Annotated in this window: 12 protein-coding genes and 4 pseudogenes; 11 read left to right on the plus strand and 5 right to left on the minus strand. The window is 62.5% G+C overall.

From position 1 onward, the window contains the following. Positions 1-17: 17 nt before the first annotated feature. From ACH49N_RS33880 to ACH49N_RS33895, 4 genes are all read right to left on the minus strand, one after another. Positions 18-1,049, minus strand: a complete 1,032-nt coding sequence (locus ACH49N_RS33880; protein ID WP_317747683.1) for an NAD(P)/FAD-dependent oxidoreductase — start codon at positions 1,047-1,049, stop codon at positions 18-20. 81 nt (positions 1,050-1,130) lie between these two features. Continuing rightward, entirely contained in the window at positions 1,131-2,111 is a 981-nt protein-coding gene (locus tag ACH49N_RS33885) for a R2-like ligand-binding oxidase (RefSeq protein WP_317747682.1), read from the minus strand. A gap of 47 nt (positions 2,112-2,158) precedes the next feature. Beyond that, entirely contained in the window at positions 2,159-3,265 is a 1,107-nt protein-coding gene (locus ACH49N_RS33890) for an NDMA-dependent alcohol dehydrogenase (protein WP_317747681.1), read from the minus strand. Between the two features lie 270 nt (positions 3,266-3,535). After that, positions 3,536-4,822, minus strand: a complete 1,287-nt coding sequence (locus ACH49N_RS33895; RefSeq protein ID WP_358277030.1) for a HAMP domain-containing sensor histidine kinase — start codon at positions 4,820-4,822, stop codon at positions 3,536-3,538. 111 nt (positions 4,823-4,933) lie between these two features. Between ACH49N_RS33895 and ACH49N_RS33900 the strand changes: the two genes are divergently transcribed. The 6 genes and pseudogenes from ACH49N_RS33900 to ACH49N_RS33925 all read left to right on the plus strand — a co-directional run. Beyond that, positions 4,934-5,596, plus strand: coding sequence for a response regulator transcription factor (locus tag ACH49N_RS33900; protein ID WP_007297945.1), 663 nt, complete (start codon positions 4,934-4,936; stop codon positions 5,594-5,596). A 643-nt stretch (positions 5,597-6,239) separates the two neighbouring features. Next, positions 6,240-9,702: pseudogene (locus ACH49N_RS33905) on the plus strand (protein kinase). Between the two features lie 691 nt (positions 9,703-10,393). Beyond that, positions 10,394-10,972, plus strand: a complete 579-nt coding sequence (locus ACH49N_RS33910) for a helix-turn-helix domain-containing protein (protein WP_317747679.1) — start codon at positions 10,394-10,396, stop codon at positions 10,970-10,972. A 155-nt stretch (positions 10,973-11,127) separates the two neighbouring features. Continuing rightward, a pseudogene (locus ACH49N_RS33915) lies at positions 11,128-11,427 on the plus strand (ATP-binding cassette domain-containing protein); the annotation flags it as partial. Between the two features lie 50 nt (positions 11,428-11,477). Further along, positions 11,478-12,572 (plus strand): IS630 family transposase, encoded by a 1,095-nt coding sequence (locus ACH49N_RS33920; protein WP_317747675.1) that lies wholly within the window; start codon positions 11,478-11,480, stop codon positions 12,570-12,572. Next, positions 12,573-12,871: pseudogene (locus ACH49N_RS33925) on the plus strand (ABC transporter ATP-binding protein); the annotation flags it as partial. Between the two features lie 183 nt (positions 12,872-13,054). Here the strand turns inward: ACH49N_RS33925 and ACH49N_RS33930 are convergent. Next, positions 13,055-13,675 carry a TetR family transcriptional regulator gene (locus ACH49N_RS33930; protein ID WP_397504948.1) on the minus strand — a complete coding sequence of 207 codons (621 nt, stop codon included), beginning with the start codon at positions 13,673-13,675 and terminating at the stop codon, positions 13,055-13,057. 257 nt (positions 13,676-13,932) lie between these two features. On the opposite strand from ACH49N_RS33930, the gene ACH49N_RS33935 reads away from it, so the two are divergent. The 5 genes and pseudogenes from ACH49N_RS33935 to ACH49N_RS33955 all read left to right on the plus strand — a co-directional run bounded on the left by ACH49N_RS33935 (position 13,933) and on the right by ACH49N_RS33955 (position 17,911). Beyond that, on the plus strand, positions 13,933-14,451 hold the full coding sequence (locus ACH49N_RS33935; RefSeq protein ID WP_012686937.1) for a PaaI family thioesterase: 519 nt from the start codon (positions 13,933-13,935) through the stop codon (positions 14,449-14,451). After that, complete coding sequence (locus ACH49N_RS33940) at positions 14,411-14,812, plus strand: hypothetical protein (RefSeq protein ID WP_317747677.1); 402 nt, start codon at positions 14,411-14,413, stop codon at positions 14,810-14,812. The genes ACH49N_RS33935 and ACH49N_RS33940 overlap by 41 nt, the downstream gene beginning before the upstream one ends. After that, entirely contained in the window at positions 14,809-15,660 is an 852-nt protein-coding gene (locus ACH49N_RS33945) for a hypothetical protein (RefSeq protein ID WP_358277029.1), read from the plus strand. Before ACH49N_RS33940 ends, ACH49N_RS33945 begins: the two co-directional genes overlap by 4 nt. Before the next feature lie 29 nt (positions 15,661-15,689). Next, positions 15,690-16,733: pseudogene (locus tag ACH49N_RS33950) on the plus strand (BtrH N-terminal domain-containing protein). Positions 16,734-16,816: 83 nt separating this feature from the next. After that, complete coding sequence (locus tag ACH49N_RS33955; protein WP_317747675.1) at positions 16,817-17,911, plus strand: IS630 family transposase; 1,095 nt, start codon at positions 16,817-16,819, stop codon at positions 17,909-17,911. The last annotated feature ends 176 nt before the right edge of the window (positions 17,912-18,087 follow it).

The following is an 18,087-nucleotide window of genomic DNA, read 5'->3' on the forward strand; positions in this document are numbered from 1 at the left end:
AAACTTTGCCGACGAGGTCAGGCCTCGGCGAGCACGGGTTGAACCAGATCGCTCGAATGGCCCGGTGCGAGGGATGCGTTCGGGTCGAGCGCTACCACTGCGTTGTTGACAGCGGTAGCCACCTCACCGAAACCGACGGCGATCAGTTTCACTTTCCCGTCGAAGGTGGCGGCGTCCCCCGCGGCAAAGATATTGGGCAGGGTGGTCCGCATTGTGCTGTCCACCTTGATCGACCGGCCTTCGAGTTCGAGGCCCCAGTCCGCGATCGGCCCGAGATTCATCAGGAATCCGAGCGCGGCAACGACAACCTGGGCCTTGACTTCACGTCCGGACGACTCGCCGGCGACCTTGACGATAACGCTCTCAACCTGATCATCGCCACGTATTTCCGCCACATCGGCATCGAGCAGCAGATCGCAGGCAGACTCACGCAGTAAGCGGACCGAGTGCTCGTGCGCCCGGAACTGCTTACGCCGGTGGACGAGCGTGACGGAGCGGGCCCGCGGTAATGCGGCCAACGCCCAGTCCACTGCAGAGTCACCGCCGCCGACGACGACGACATCCTGACCGTCGAGGACGTCTAGCCGGGGAACGAAGTAGCGCAGTCCTCGACCGAGAAAGGCCTCCCCGGTTGCCAGGGGCCGCGGAGTGACAGCTCCGACCCCGGAGGTGATCACCACAGCCCGCGCGTCGATCACCACACGTTTCGAGGTGGTGACCCGCCACCCGGCGGGGAGGCGTTCGAGTGTGTCGGCCTGTTGTGAGAGCAGGTGTTTGGGAGCGAACGCCTCTGCTTGCTGGGTGAGATTCCGGATGAGCTGCTGCCCCTGCACGCCGGGCAGGCCGGCGACATCATAGATGTTCTTTTCGGGGTAGATGGCCTGTACTTGGCCGCCGACCTCGGGCAAGGCGTCAACCAGTGCCGTGCTGAGCCCTCGAAAACCCGCGCAGTACGCGCCGAAGAGGCCAACCGGTCCGGCACCGACGAACAGCAGGTCGACGGCGACGTCGGCTGTCGAGATTTCGGTTGTCGAGATTTCGGTTGTCATGCAGATCGCTCCTCGGTTTCAGGGTTGGCGTAGACGGGGGAACGGATGTGTGCCCGCGACTGCGACACGACACCGGACGGATCAGGAGGTGGCACTCGTCAGAAGTTGGGACAACTGGAGCTCGTCTTCCGCGGCGAACTTGTCCTCGAGCTGCATCGGGGAGTAGTCCTCGTCGATCTCCTCCAGCGGCCTGCCGCGCGCGCTTTCGATCGACTCGAGCCGTCGGTTGAGCTTGTCCATCCCGTAATCGGTCATCTCGTCGATGGTGATACCGAACGGGATTTCGTCGAAGGTGTCGAAGATCCTGACGATCAGTTGCAGCGCTGGCTCCAACAGCTCCTGCATGCGCTCGTCTACGACATCCCAGTTCCGGTCGTCGGCGGCCACATGCCGCCGGCAGGTGAACGTGCCCCAGGCCATGTGCCGACGCTCATCGTCACCGATGTGCTTGATCACTTCCTGCATCCCGGGCAGGATGTTGCGACTCTTGCAGACCTTGGCCCAGGCGTAATAGCCGGTGAGCGCGAGGCATCCCTCGACCACGTGGTTGTAGGTGACGGAGGCGCGGATCTGGGCCGCCGGCGACGGGTCTGTGGTCAGTGCGTACAGCGACTTGGGGAGTTCCTCGGTGAAAATCCGCTGGTAGGGCTCGCTGTAATCCACATATTCGTGGAGATCGCTGCTCAGTCCCACTGCGTCGAACCACAGTCGGAACGCCTGCATGTGCTTGGCTTCTTCGAAGGTGAACTGGGTGAGGTAGGCCTCGTCGGCCAGCCTGCCCTCGACGGCCATCGCCGACATGAACGGCTGCAGATCCTGTGCCACCGACTCCTCACCGGCGATAAAATGTGCGGCAAGGATGCAGGTGAGCCGCTTTTCTTCATCGGACAGTCCGGCGAAGTCCTGGGCGTCCTGGGAGAAGTCGATGGCTTCGGGGTCCCAGAACTTCTTGTTTCCCTTGCGGAACAATTTCATTGCGAATGAATTCATTCGCAGGCCGCCCTCGCTGAGGCTGCCAAATCCGCTTCGTTTGCCATGCTCGATAACGCGGTCGATTGCCATACCATTTCCTTTTCTAGTGCGCCTGATCGGTGGAAGAGAATGCGAACTCAGTAGCGGATCACGCCACGGATGTTCTTTCCGTCGCGCATATCTGCGTAGCCCTGGTTGATGTCCTCGAGGTCGTACTCGGTTGTGACCAGCTCATCGAGCTTCAACTGTCCGAGGGTGTACAGCTCGAGCAACCGGGGAATGTCGTGCTGACCGTTCGAAGATCCGAACAGCGATCCTCGGATTTGCTTTTCGTAGAGGGTCAACTCGAGAAGGTTGGTCGTGATGGTCGTTTCCTCTGGATGGCCGATGGCGGTAACGACGACTCGACCACGCTTGCCGACGAGGCTCAGTGCGGGTGCCACATAAGCGCCCTCGGCGACATCGGTGGTGATGACGCAAACATCCGCCAGCTGGCCGCGGGTGAATTCGCTGACCACATTCCACGCCTCGTCGACAGACGAAGCGGTGTGCGTGGCGCCGAACTCGCGTGACTTGGTGCGCTTGAACTCGACCGGGTCCACGACCATGATCATGCGGGCGCCGGCGATCCGCGCTCCCTGGATCGCGTTCATGCCGATGCCTCCTGCACCGATGACGACGACGGCGTCGCCGGCTCGCACCTCACCCGAACGAACTGCGCTGCCGTACCCGGTCGTTACTCCACAGCCCACCAGCGCAGCCTTGTCCAGGGGAATGCCGTCATCGATCTTCACCACCGATGCTGCTGGGACGACCGTGTATTCGGAAAAGGTTCCGAGCAAACACATTTGACCGACATCCTCGCCGCGCGCATGGAACCGGTAGGTCCCGTCGAGTTGGGGTCCGAGCATCACCGCGGCACCGGAATCGCACAAGTTGCCGATCCCGCGTACGCAGTACGAGCACCGGCCGCATGCGGGCAGGAACATCATGACGACGTGATCACCCTCGGAAATGTCGGCGACGTTCGCCCCTACTGCCTCGACGACACCGGCGCCCTCATGCCCTCCCACGAGCGGGTAGGGGAAAGGCAAGTCGCCTGTGACCAGGTGTTCGTCGGAATGGCACAGTCCGCTGGCGGTCAGCTTGACGAGTACCTCGCCCTCGCCGGGTGGATCCAAGTCGATCTCCTCGACCTGCCACTTCTCGTTCTGACCCCACAGGACTGCTGCTTTTGTCTTCACGGGCTGTTGACTCCCTCACTCGCGGAACGGCGTGTATCCATCATCACAACGGGCAAGGCGTGTTCGCGCGAGCCGTGCGTGCCATTGATGGCCCCAGGGGGCCAGGTGCAGGACTACGCATGCCACGGCTTGACCACGGGTGTGCCGAGTTGTTCCCCGCGGCGCGGTCACGTAGCCGGGCTTTCGCGGCTTCTCCGACTGACCGGGGGAGACTGCACTGGGCGGGCATCGCCTCGATACGCGGTACCACAGGGGACTGGCGCCCGCCACTCACATGATGGGCACTTCGAGATACACCGCGAGGCCACCGCCCGTCCGCGCGCCGAAGTGCAGGCGGCCATTGAGGGAGACCACGATTTGATCGGCGATCCACAAGCCGAGTCCCGCGCTACCACGCTGATCACCGACGGACACGAACTTCCTGGTGACCGCAGAAGCCAGTTCTGGAGGTAGCCCGGGGCCGCGATCGAGGATCTCGAGATGTAATTCGGACGGACTCACACGAACGATGATGTCGACCGGCTCACCCCGTCCGTGCCGGCTGGCGTTCTCGAGCAGATTGGTGATCACGCGTCGGAGCAGCTGGGGATCGAACCGGGATCGGGCATCCGGTGGCGAGATCGTTATCCGAAGCTGAGGAGGGACCAGGCCGACGGCGTCTGCGGTGGCAAGCAGGAAATCGTGCAGAAGAACCAGCTGCCGACGCCCGGTGCTGAACGTGGGTCGACGGCTCGCCGCAACGTCCCCCAGCGCATCCATCATCGCCGACAGGTGACCTGCATGTGCCGCGATCAGGTCCCGGACCCGTTGAGTGTCGTGGTCCGGTAGATCGCGTTGAGCTGCGTGGCTGTCGGCCAGGGCCTTCAACGAAGCGATCGGCGTTCGTAATTCGTGCAAGATGACCTGCAGGCCCGTCTCCTGGGCTTCGTACGACCTCAGCAACCGAGCACGCAGGTCCCGCTCCTCCTCGGCGGCCGCGTGCTCGGCCGCAGCTTCGGCCCGCGCCGCCGCTTGCGCTTGCGCCGCGCGCTCCGTCAGCAAAGTAAAGGCCGCCGTCAATGCGGCGGTGAACAACAGATACAGCGGCCACCACAGCCCGGCCTGTAGTCGAACTTCGAGCGGCGTGCCCGCGGAGTCCACAGTGAGTGCGAGGAGGAAATACGACACACCCAGCGCAAGGGAGAGCAGGACGGTACCCGCAAAAGACAATCGCGTCGCCGCGGCGATGATAACCAGAAACAGCAACGCCACGGTGGGACTTTCCCTACCTCCGGTTGTCGCGATGAACCCGAGCGACAGCCCCGCGTCCAGGGTGGTCACGATTGCGGACGCCCTCATGCTCCCCAGTTCAGCCGACGGATAGTAGAACCCCGTGAGCGCATACACGGTCGAGATACCGAGGAGAAGTAGCGCCCACCCGAGATGCTCGCGTACATTGCCCGCTCCCACCGCCAGCAGCACCCCCACCGACAACACGACACCACAACGGACGCTGACGATGATCCGCTGGATCGTCCGGATATCGGCATCCCTGAATGCCTCCGTGCCCGAGTGCATACTGGATCGCGACGAGCGCCACCACGGAACGGCCGACATGGTTACCTCCCACTTACACTCAACCAGTCGTTTGAGTGATCACTGTGGCATGACACTAATTCGGGTGAGGCAATGCGCGACCAGAAACTGATATTGGCCCTGATCGATGATCATGATTTGTTCACGCAAGGGCTGGCAATGCTCCTCGAGGCGCAGGACGCCGACCGTTTCGAGGTAGGCGGCATCACCAACCGAGCAGATGAGGCCCTGGCCCTGGTCGGCTCGTGCGGCGCCGACATCGCAATCGTCGATCTCACGATGCCCCCGACCGGCGGAATGCTGGCGATTCGTCAAATCAAGTCCCGATACCCCGACACGAAAGTCGTCGTGCTGTCCGGGACGACGGACTACAAGCTCGCCGAGGAAGCGTTACGAGCCGGCGCCGACGGATTTCTACCAAAGTCGGCGGACCCACACGTACTGGTAGCTCCGCTCTTGACCGTGGCCGCCGGTCTACGAGTCATCGCACCTGACTTGTTGACCGTACTTCTCGATTCTGTCCGGCACCCTCCGCAAAGCCTGCTCGACAAACTGGCCGTGGAGGAGATTCGACTCTGGGTTCTGCTCTCCCGCGGCCTGGAGACCACGGAGATCGCCAAGCACATGCTCGTCTCCGAACGCACAACCAAACGAATGGTGGCAGCGCTGCTCAACAAACTGGGGGCGCCGAATCGGGTCGTCGCGGCCGGCTTGGCCGGTCACTACGGGCTCCTCGGCACGAGCACAGTCGACTGAGCGTCGTCGCCAGATCTATGAAGTTTCTAGCCCGGTTGTGCAACCAGAAGTGGACGTAAGGGCCGCGGTCAGCGCCCCGGGTGTGGCCAACACGATGAGATAGTGCCCGATGGCACACGATCGAAGCTCGCTGACGCCAACTGCGTGGGTGGGTCGGCCCGCCTATGCCTGAGCAGCGCAACGGGCCGTGAGGGCATGTCAAGCACCGGCCACCCCCCAAAGGCCCAGTCCAGCCAACGTCGACACCGTCGGGGGCCGGCACACCTACGCCACCCAGGCTAGGGCGAAATCCCTGTCGGAATGGTCTCCAAGCTGCTCGGGCACACATCGTTGACCATCATTACTAACGAGCACCCTGAGCGGCGAGCACGACAAACGCTGGCCGGAGCCGACTGGTTCACCACCACGGCGGTAACGCTACGAGTCCCAGGTATTCCGTGCCGTCCACCCCATCAGGATTCCTCTGCGGCGAGGCGCGTCGGTATGGCACCTGCGCCGCGACGCGGACGTCCTGTGCAGGCGCCCGGCCCACCATGATGGCCCTGCGGTCAGTTCTTCCGCCCATGGCGGTTGGACGATGGGCATTCGTATTCTTTCCAGAAAATGCTAACGCAGGCATCGCCAGGGAGACCAGGATTAGGAGATGGCCGATGCAGAGCCCGCACGGACTGAACGCGACGTAGCGCTCTCAGTCGTCTCCGAGCTCGAAGCCGAAGGCTTCAACGACGCGCTGGAAGTTGGCCGCGGAGGCTTCGGCGTCGTCTACCGTTGTGTTCAGACCGCATTGGATCGAACAGTCGCGATCAAGGTCTTGAATGAAGGCTTCGAACGTGGCGAGCGCGAACGCTTCGTCCGAGAACAACGGGTCATGGGAAGATTGTCCGGGCATCCGAATATCGTCCAGATACTGCAGGTGGGAGTTCTCGCGGCAGGGCGCCCGTATATCGTGATGCCATTCCACGCGCGCGACTCGCTGGAAGCGTGGGTTCGACGCCACGGCCCCTTGCCCTGGCCGGATGTCCTTCAGGTCGGGATCAAGCTCGCTGGCGCTCTATACACCGCACACGACCTCGAGATATTGCACCGCGACGTGAAGCCGGCCAACATCCTGATCACCGACTACGGGGAGCCTCAGTTAGCCGACTTCGGCATCGCGCGGGTCGGCGGCGCCTTCAAGACTTCGACGGGACACATCGCAGGCTCGCCCGCCTACACCGCCCCGGAATTGCTGCAGGGTCAGGCACCCGGACCGGTATCCGATATCTACGGACTCGGCTCGACGCTCTTCACGTTGATGACCGGACACGCAGCGTTCGAACGCCGGGCCGGCGAGGGCGTTGTTGCTCAGTTCGTACGAACCACCCGTGCGTCGATCCCCGACCTCCGTATGCGGAATTTTCCACCCGATGTGGTGGCCGCAATTGAGCATGCGATGGCCAAGTCTCCAACAGACCGCCCCCAATCGGCCGTCGCTCTCGGAGATGAACTCCGGGGGATCCGAAAGAAACACGGATTGTACAGCGCGGATATGGCGCTTGCAGGGCCCACAGGAACCGATACTTTCGCGAACCGTTCCGCGGAGCAACCGGTTGGTAGGGCACATGAGGCTGGGTGGATGCCTGCGGCGACATCCACACCGCCGAGCGCCTCGACCAAGTTCCGTCCGCCCACCTCCACTCGACCATTGGTGGTGCGGCGCAGGCTGATCGACACTCTGCAAAGTGGTGCGCACCGCAGATTGGTCCTGATACATGCGCCCGCCGGCTTCGGCAAAAGCACGCTGGCGTCGCAGTGGCGAGGCGTTCTGGTCGAGGACGGTGCGTCAGTCGCATGGCTGAGCGTCGACCCCGACGACAACAATGTGGTCTGGTTTCTCGCCCATCTGGTAGAAGCAGTCCGCCAGGTTCGCCCCGCCCTGGCGCGTGAGCTCGGACAGATCCTCGAAGACCATCCCCCGGACGCGGCCCGATACGTACTGAGTTCGCTGATCGACGAGATCCATTCCAGTGGCGAGCGTTTGGTGGTCGTCATCGATGATTGGCATCGGGTGAGCGCAGACGAAACGATCGAGGCCATGGACTTCCTCCTCGACCATGGGTGTCACCATCTGCAGCTGGTAGTGACGAGTCGCACTCAGGCCGGTCTACCCCTGAGCAGGATGCGGGTGAGCGACGAACTCGTGGAAATAGACCCGGACGCACTGCGGTTCGATGCCTCGGAAGCGAAGGCTTTCCTCCTCGACGTCAATGGCCTGCGGCTAAGCGAATCGGAGGTCACTGAACTGGCCATCGCGACGGACGGATGGGCGGCCGCGCTGCAGTTGGCATCGCTGTCGCTTCGCGGCCAGGACGATCCGGCAGAGTTCATCAGACATCTGTCTGGACGGCATCATGCCATCGGCGAGTATCTCGTGGCCAACGTGCTTCACACGCTCGAGCCCCACCTACTCGATTTCCTGATGGCCACGGCGATCGCCGAGAAGGTCTGCGGCGACCTAGCCGCAAAACTAGCCGGCCTGCAATCTGGCCAGGCACTGCTCGAGGAAGCCGAAGGTCGGGATCTCTTCTTGACCAGCATCGACGATGACAAGGAATGGTTCCGCTACCACCATCTGTTCGCCGAGTTCCTCCAACGTCGACTCGAACGAGTCGATCCGGCAAGGGCCCGAGAACTGCATCTCACTGCGTCGACCTGGTTCGAGGACCACGGAATGCTCAGCGAGGCAGTCGATCACGTAATGGCGGCGAAGGATTTCGATCGTGCCGCTCATCTGGTCGAATCAGGTGGAATGGAGTTGATCGAGAACTCCAGGATGGCAACATTGCTTGGTCTTGTCGCGAAGCTTCCCCCCGCTGTGGCACAATCGACCGCGTCTTCAGCTCATCGTCGCGTGGGGAAATGTGTTGTTACAGCGGCCGAAGGTCATGCAACTCGCGCTCGACCGTCTCTCTTCCTCCCTCGATTCGGAATCGATGACCGAGTGGGAACAGCGTGCTATCGCCCGCGAAGCAAACTTGGTCCGAGCAGTCGCAAAGGTCCTCGCCGATCAGAGCGAGGGTGTTCAGGACCTGATCGACGACATTCTCCGAGATCCTGACGGTTTGCGTCCTTTCGTCGCGTCGGCCGCGAGCGATGTGGCGTCGTTTCTGGCGATTCACAACTTCGAGTTCGCGGCAGCTCGGCGATGGCAGGACTGGGCGCGCAGGTATCACGAGCAGACCGTCGGGCCGTTCAGTGCGGTCTACGGCCACTGCATGGCTGGAGTAGCAGCATACGAGGTTCTCGACGTCGGGGAGGCCGAGAACATCTTTCATACCGCACTGGCGCTCGCACGACAGACCGGCATGCACAGTCACGCCGCACGCCTCGCTGGCGCACTTCTCGGTTCTGTGCTGTACGACAAGGGCGCCATCGACGGCGCGGAAGAGTTGCTCGATCGCAGCAACGAACTCGGCCCCGAAGGTGGTGTAGTCGACATCATGCTCGCCACCTACGGCGTTGGATCACGGATCAAGGTACTTCGCGGAGACCGTGATTCCGCGACGATCCGTCTGGAGGAAGGGGCGAGGATAGCTGAGAAGCTCCATCTTCCGCCTTTGGCCAAGCGCATTGTGAACGAGCGAATTCGCGCCGGATTGCCAATCGATCCCTCTTTGGAAGCGCGTCTGAAAGATGCCGGCCCTCGAGAGGAGATGGAGAACGGGATCGCGGAGGTCTCATCTCAATTCGACGAAGATTCGACGATAATGCTGCTCCTCGCCGACCGTTCTGACGCATCCATCGAAGCGGCCCTCGCCCGTGGGCGAGCGCTGGTCGAGAGCGTGAGGAAGCAAAAGCGGCCGCGAGCACTGATGGTGTCGACATTGCTGCTGGTGCACTGCCTTGCATCGGCGGGCCGGATGGACGAGGCCAAACGGACGCTGGCTCCAGTCGCGTCGCAGTGTGCCGTTCTCGGACTACCGCGTTTGCTACTCGATGGCGGTGCGGAAATTCCACATGTTCTGTCCCAGCTTCTCGAAGACGTCCGCTCCGGTGATCGATGGTTACGGCGGTGGCCCGATGTGACCGCCTCTTTCCTCACCGATGCCATGGGCCGCGATGTCTGAGTTCCGCCGCTGACCGCTCGTATTCACGGGCAAGCGGTCCGGCGCCAAAGGCGTAAGGACGAACGGGGTCGTTGGGCCACGTGAAGACAACCAGCACGCGCACGCAGCGAAGGTAGAAGGTGCGGAGCGGAGGGAGGCCACGGAATTGGCCCGACACCGGGGCCGCCGCACCACGGCAGCGGATGAGGGAGGGCATGGGCGATGGGTAGGTACCCGAGCTGGGGGATGATCCACTACCCGGACTGGGAAGTGGAGCCCTCGGTCCAGGACGAGATGTGCCCTGCGCCGCACGCTCGATATTCACGATGACGACACCACCCGTCTTGGTGATATTCCGCAGGTATCTGCACCTGCTCGAAAGCGACGGAATGTGAATCAGTGACCGATACAAGCTTCCTGTTGAGCGTCGCTTCGAATGAAGACCACTGGGCCGGCGATCGTCACTCCTGGTGCCGATGGGCGCTGGGTCGAGTGGCCGTTCGTCTGCATCGCCAACGTGCCGACGATGACGGGTGCCCGAGATTGACGACGTTGACACGGGAATGTTGGTCGGCACGGTTACGGTGCGGTCGTTCATCGGCATCAATGGGTGACAACAGCGGTGAAAGCCCCTCCGCCCAACACCATGTGGCCCCTGGCGCGGCCGCGTGTGCTAGTCAAGACTGAACAGCTATGAGTGGAGCCGCCCCCTGTGATCGTGATCCTGTCCGCCGAGGACGCCGCCGAGCACCTGGCCTCGGGTGCGATGGCGTGCCCGGCATGCGGCGGAGGACTGCGCAAATGGGGATACGGCCGTAGCCGCACGGTGCGCGGGCTCGGCGCCGAGAGGGTGACCGTGCGACCCGCCCGTGTCCGTTGCGCCCGCTGTTCGAAGACTCAGGTGCTGTTGCCGACCGCCCTGCAGGTGCGCCGCGCCGACACCACCGAGGTGATCGGAACAGCATTGGTACACAAGGCGAATGGCCTAGGATATCGGCGTATCGCCGATATCCTAGGCCGGCCTGAATCAACAGTGCGCCGTTGGTTGCGCCGGGTCCCACCCGATCATCTGCACTGGGTATACACCCAAGCCAATCAACGGCTCATCTCGATCGCGGTCGAGGTCTTCGGCCGCATCCGCTATGCCGGCAATCTGCTGCACCACACGTTGACAGTGTTGGCCGCCGCCGCGTTCCACGCGAAGCGGCGGTTCGGGTTCGACGACGCGCCGTGGGCGTTGATCGGGATGTACACCCGGGGACGACTGCTCGCACCACCGGGCAGCGGCTGAAAATCGTTCTCCAGCGTATTCGCATGCCCGAATTCGGCCGTCAGTGTGCCGAGTATGCCGTCAACGTGACGACGATGCCGTCACCATGCCGACGAAATCCTCGAAATCCGTCCGAAACCGTTTGCATCCAGAGTGACGCCGTCGTCTGCACATTCAGTGACGGTCAACAGCTTCCGGGCGAGATCTCCGGCGGAATGCGACAACGTGCCGGTCTCGCTCGCGCTCTGGTTCTCGACCCGCAGCTCATTTTGTGCGATGCGCCGGACTCCGGTCTCGACCCGGTCCGCCGGGCCTACCTCAGCCAGCTGTTGATCGATATCAATGCGCAGATCGACGCCACCATCTTGATCGTGACCCACAATATTTCCGTCGCGCGCACCGTGCCTGACAACATCGGAATGCTCTTTCGTAAGCATCTGGTGATGTTCGGCCCCGGGGAGGTCCTCCTCACCAGCGCCTAGTGTCGTACGCCATAAATTCGTGCTTTAACTTGATATCCTGAGGTATGCCTCGAACCGGACGCCCGAAGGTGGAGTTGATGTTGACCGATAACGAACGCGAACAGCTCGTTCGATGGTCGCGGCGGGCGAAAACCCCACAATCGTTGGCACTGAGGGCGCGGATCGTGTTGGCTTGCGCAGAGCCAGGGATGACAAATAAGCAAGTTGCGGTAGATCTAGGGATATCCGCCAACACGGTCAACAAATGGCGCGGGCGCTTCGTCGACCGACGCCTCGACGGCTTGGTCGACGAACCTCGACCGGGTCGTCCGCCCTCGATCTTGCTGGACCGGGTCGAAGACGTGGTTACCGCGACACTGGAAACCTCCCCGGCCAATGCGACGCACTGGTCGCGTACCTCGATGGCCAAGCGCACCGGCCTGTCACCGTCGACGATCGGCCGGATCTGGCGCAAGTTCGAACTCAAACCGCATCTGACCGACGGTTTCAAGCTGTCCACGGATCCGCAGTTCGTGGACAAGGTCGTCGATGTCGTTGGCCTTTACCATAATCCCCCGGAGCGTGCTGTCGTCCTGTGCGTGGACGAGAAGAGCCAGATGCAGGCATTGAACCGTTCCCAGCCGGTGTTGCCGATGATGCCCGGCATGCCGGAACGGCGCAGTCATGACTACGCCCGCAGCGGCGTCACCAGTCTGTTCGCGGCGTTCAACATCGCCGACGGCACGGTGATCTCCGAGCTTCATCGACGTCACCGGGCCGTGGAGTTCAAGAAGTTCCTCACCGCGATCGACAAGGCCGTCCCCGACGAGTTGGACGTGCATCTCGTCTGCGACAACCTGGCCACCCACAAGACGCCTGCAGTGGGCGACTGGTTGGCAAAGCACCCACGTTTTCACGTCCACTTCACCCCGACCGGGTCCTCCTGGATCAATCAGGTCGAGCGATGGTTCGCATTCCTGACCGATCAACTACTCCGCCGTGGAGTACACAAAAGCGTTGTCGCACTGGAGAAAGACGTTCGCAACTGGATCAAGACCTGGAACGACGACCCGAAGCCGTTCGTCTGGCACAAGACCGCCGAGGAGATCCTCGATTCCCTCGCCAAATATATCTCACGAATTTCTGACGCGGGACACTAGCCCGTCGTGGAACAGTTCCTCAATGGTCGCCGAATCGGCCCATCGGTATGAGCGAGGAGAAGGATGAATCGCAGATTGCCCGGGAGCAGGCGTTGGTCGAGGCTGGCCATCATCGTGGCGGCACGGAAGAGAGATGGAAGGCATTGTCGCGCAGATTCAGCCGACTCCAGGGCTGCCGTTTCGCGAGGCCGTGTTCCGTCGTCAGGAGCGGTCAGGGGGATCATGCATACGTTGCCCCCAACGCGCAGGCGGCCATCAGGGAAAGCATCGACGCCGAACAGGACACACAGGTCCTTCCCGTGGTTGGTGCGAAGATTTTGGACGCCGGCATAGTTCGACCGAACCCATCTCGTGTCAGATCCCGCATCACGCCTGGCGGGCGGGTCCGCTCGTCAAGCTCCAAACTCCGGTCAACTGAGATGAGTGATCTGAGGCGTCCAGGTCGACGCATGGAGCTCCGGTCATGTCCTCACAGAATGTCCTCACAGACGAAGGAAACGGAGAACGACATCAGAAATCTGCCGACAGGTCTCCACATTTTCTCGGTGTACGTTGCCACCTGCGGCGGGCAGGACTATGTGGCTGACCGTGAGTCGGATCAGCACGTCGACGGCGTGGTCGATGTCGGCGCGGTCATGGTTGGGTAAGTGTTCATCGAACCAGCTGATCAGCCGTTGCGTGGCAAGTTCGAGCATTGATGTGGACGTGGCGACCAAGCGCAGTACGCTCGATTCCCCCCGGAGGTCATCGAGCGGTGCGGTCAGCGCTGCGCGAAGCAACGGACTCTCGACTGCTTCGTCGAGGGTGTATTGCACCGCTTCGGTGATAGCCCTCGGGACGGAGTCGGTGTTGGTGTCGAGGATGGTCTGTATTCCCGTGAGGAACCGCTCCGTTTCACGTAGTACGAGGGCGTCCCCGAGCTCATTTTTGCTGGCGAACTCTTTGTACAACGTCGGACGCGAGACTCCGATCATGGCAGCCACGTCACTGAAGCGGACCTTGTTCCACCCTTTTTCGGTGATCAACGTCTGCGTCGCACGCAAGGCTTCCTCTCGCATGTGCCGCCGATAAGACATCCGCAGGGATTCCCCGATCACGACCATCACCGTAACGGATGGGTGATAAGTGTTCAGATCGCGACACTGGTCCGATAGTGCCGGTCAGCGAAAACGCGTTTACAAACTATGCGACTATGTATCCGCATATACAATTGATCAAAATATGTATGCAATGAGTTGATACGTACAAGCTCCTTCGAAAGGTGCCGTATGAGTCGCAGGTGTAGCAATCAAGGTGAGGGCGGTGAACAACGACACTCGGCTGATGGTTTGCGCGTACCGCAGAGCGCCGGCAAGGGGGGGTGGGACAGTGGTGGGGGAGATTTCACCAGCACCATCCGACTGTCCGAGACGGCGACGAGCTTCCACCGCATCACAGTTGGTGCCTGGGGTGCGGACCCGATAATCCGCACGGGCACCACCTGCACGCGCGCCGTCGCGGAGAGGGGGTCGTCGCCGAGCACGTCTTCGACGACCGGCACATGGGCGCTCCGGGGATCGCGCACGGCGGCGCCGTCACCACGGTCCTCGACGACATGTTCGGGATGCTGCTCTACACCGTAGGCGAGATGGCGGTCACTAGGCGCCTCGACACCGAATTCCACGCCCCCGTCCTGCTCGGCACTCGGTACGTGATCACCGCGGACCTGCAGCGCCGTCGCGGGCGCAAACTCGACGTGACCGCGCGGATGGAAGTAGCGACCACCGGGGATCTTGCCGCCTCGGCGCGCGCGTTGTTCATTGTCGTCGACCTGGCACATTTCACGACCTCGCTGACACGTGCCCAGTCCACCACGGATATCGACCAGGACCTCCCGTGACCGCCTCGAGCACTGGGGACTGCTCGTCGATGCGTTGCTCACCGATCACGGCCCCGCCGGCCCCTACGCCGCGTTCGCTCGGTTGCGCGGCGCTCACCCGGAACTGTCGACGCGGACCGGAGCGCTGATTCTCTCCCGCTACGACGACTGTGACGCCGCGCTACGAGACCGTAATCTGGGCAAGGTCGACGAATCGCTCGGGTTTCGCCTCAGCGAAGTGCCCGAAGAATTGCAGCGCACCGCGATGCGTCGTTTTCGGCGCACGATGCTCTTTCGCAACCCACGCGACCACGGGCGGTTGCGCCGCATCGTGGCAGATGTGTTCACCCCCGTCATATCGACGAACTGCGCTCGTCGGTGATCGCCCAGATCGAGTTGCTGCTGGACAAGATGAGCGTGCGACCCCATGTCGACATCATTGCCGATCTGGCTTTACCCCTACCGGTCTCGGTGATCGGGACGATGCTCGGTGTCCCGGATGACGACCGTGCGGCGGCGGCGTCGCTGGTTCGCGACCTCGTCGCCCCGCTCGAACCCAGCGCTGACGCCGCCGCCGTCGCGCGCGCGGCCGTCGCCGAGGATCGATTGACCGACTATTTCACCGGGTTACTGTCGGCAAACGCCGAGCGCCGGGCGACGATCTACTCAGCAGGTTGGCCACCGCGCGCGCGGGGACGACGCGTTCGACGACGACGAATGCGTGGTACCGCGCTGCTGCTGTTTGCCGCGGGCTTCGAGACCACGACCAATCTCATCGGTAACGGGGTGGCGGCGCTGCTCGCACACCCCGAGCAAATGCACTTGCTCCGCGAACGACCCGAAATTGTCGGCACCGCAGTCGAGGAACTCCTGCGCTACGACGCCCCCGTGCAAACCAACGGATGCACAGTGCTGCGCCCGACCACCCTCGCCAGCCACGACCTGACCCCAGGCGGGCCGTGCTCACACTCCTTGGTGCCGCCAACCGCGACCCCGACGTCTTCGACGACCCCGACACTCTCGATCTCACCCGGACCGGACGCCCCCCACTTGCCTTCGGAGCCGAAATCCATCTCTGCCTCGGCGCACCGGTGGCCCGACTCGAAGGAGCCGAAGTGTTTTCCACGACTACTGAGCAGATTCCGCCACCTTGCCCTGGCCGGTAACCCGGGCCGGCGCCGCGGATTGTCCTTCCGCGGCTTGACATCGTTGCCGGTGAGTACCCGATGACCGCCGTGCACGTGCCCTAACAGCATCGGATAGGCGGGCACTGCGGATCCGGAGCCCTGCGGGACCTGATGGAGTGGGCCGGACTGGGATGTGGCGGTCCACCCGACGAGGGGCTCGTGTTCACCCTCGGCGGGGCACTCCTTACCTCCGTTCGCCGGAACTGCGACCAGGCGTATCGAGGAGGTGATCTCGAACTCGATCTGCTCGACCGGATCGGGGCCGAGGTCGAGCTGCGGGCAACCGACGACCCCGTTGCCGGATGGAAATGGGTGACCGACGAAATCGACGCGGGCCGGCCAGTGATGGTGTGGGCGGACATCAGCGCGTTGCCATACCGTCGCGTCCGACTGCAGATGAGTCGCCACGACATCGTGATCGTCGGCTACGACGACGAGCAACGGCTGGCCTATGTCGTCGACAACGACCGCGAGCACGTTCAAACGGTGCCGTATGACGATCTCGCCCGCGCCCGCACCTCCACAGGTTTCCCGGTTCCGACCCGACACACCACCTACGTGGTCAAGTGGCCAGAATGCGTCCCGAACCTGCGTGCGATCTCCGCAAGCGCACTCACGCAAGCGGCCTTGTCACTGTCCCGCGGCAATGGGCCAAAAATATCCGACCGTTCCTCAGCCAGCGTGCAGGGGACCGGACTCGATGGGGTGCAAGTGTTCGTCGACGATCTACGGCGATGGCCCGAACATCTCCATGAGGGCGACCTTCACGAATGACTGCTCGGGCTCTCGGCGTTCATCGAGAAAGCTGGCACCGGCGGTGGATTCTTCCGCAGCCTGCAAGCCTCAGGATGCCAAATACTGGCCGACCGCCTCGGCGATCTTGGCGTCCACGCTGCGGCGGAGGCGGCGGATCTCGCATCGCGCGGGTGGAGCGGAGTGGCGACCGCAGCGTCCGACAGAAGCATGCCCGCGATCCTCCGAGCGGCTGTCGCCGCCGACCGTGCCGCATTCTTGCCGGAGATGGAGGCGAGTCTCGCAGAGTCGCTGACCGCCGCGGCCTACTCGCTGCGCGGTCCGCAGGCGCTTACCTCGTACCCGCCGCCGCCGTCGGCATGATCACTGCTCCACCCGCTCGACAGCACCAACCTGCGCTAGTGTCGTACGCCATAAATTCGTGCTTTAACTTGATATCCTGAGGTATGCCTCGAACCGGACGCCCGAAGGTGGAGTTGATGTTGACCGATAACGAACGCGAACAGCTCGTTCGATGGTCGCGGCGGGCGAAAACCCCACAATCGTTGGCACTGAGGGCGCGGATCGTGTTGGCTTGCGCAGAGCCAGGGATGACAAATAAGCAAGTTGCGGTAGATCTAGGGATATCCGCCAACACGGTCAACAAATGGCGCGGGCGCTTCGTCGACCGACGCCTCGACGGCTTGGTCGACGAACCTCGACCGGGTCGTCCGCCCTCGATCTTGCTGGACCGGGTCGAAGACGTGGTTACCGCGACACTGGAAACCTCCCCGGCCAATGCGACGCACTGGTCGCGTACCTCGATGGCCAAGCGCACCGGCCTGTCACCGTCGACGATCGGCCGGATCTGGCGCAAGTTCGAACTCAAACCGCATCTGACCGACGGTTTCAAGCTGTCCACGGATCCGCAGTTCGTGGACAAGGTCGTCGATGTCGTTGGCCTTTACCATAATCCCCCGGAGCGTGCTGTCGTCCTGTGCGTGGACGAGAAGAGCCAGATGCAGGCATTGAACCGTTCCCAGCCGGTGTTGCCGATGATGCCCGGCATGCCGGAACGGCGCAGTCATGACTACGCCCGCAGCGGCGTCACCAGTCTGTTCGCGGCGTTCAACATCGCCGACGGCACGGTGATCTCCGAGCTTCATCGACGTCACCGGGCCGTGGAGTTCAAGAAGTTCCTCACCGCGATCGACAAGGCCGTCCCCGACGAGTTGGACGTGCATCTCGTCTGCGACAACCTGGCCACCCACAAGACGCCTGCAGTGGGCGACTGGTTGGCAAAGCACCCACGTTTTCACGTCCACTTCACCCCGACCGGGTCCTCCTGGATCAATCAGGTCGAGCGATGGTTCGCATTCCTGACCGATCAACTACTCCGCCGTGGAGTACACAAAAGCGTTGTCGCACTGGAGAAAGACGTTCGCAACTGGATCAAGACCTGGAACGACGACCCGAAGCCGTTCGTCTGGCACAAGACCGCCGAGGAGATCCTCGATTCCCTCGCCAAATATATCTCACGAATTTCTGACGCGGGACACTAGCACCTATCGCTCCCAGGACATCAACTCGCTCCCAGTCCCAGGGCGTCAACCGAAAGTTGATGTGGTTGCGTCCAGCAGAGTGGTGTACGAACCGGATCCCAACCTGACCGGCGTGTCGTAGCCCTATGAAGGCGGCCATCGCGTGACTCTTCGAGAGACCGACCAAAGTCACTCGA

Source organism: Rhodococcus sp. NPDC019647 (assembly GCF_044389235.1).
In the GTDB taxonomy this organism is placed as follows: Bacteria; Actinomycetota; Actinomycetes; order Mycobacteriales; family Mycobacteriaceae; genus Rhodococcus_F; species Rhodococcus_F oxybenzonivorans.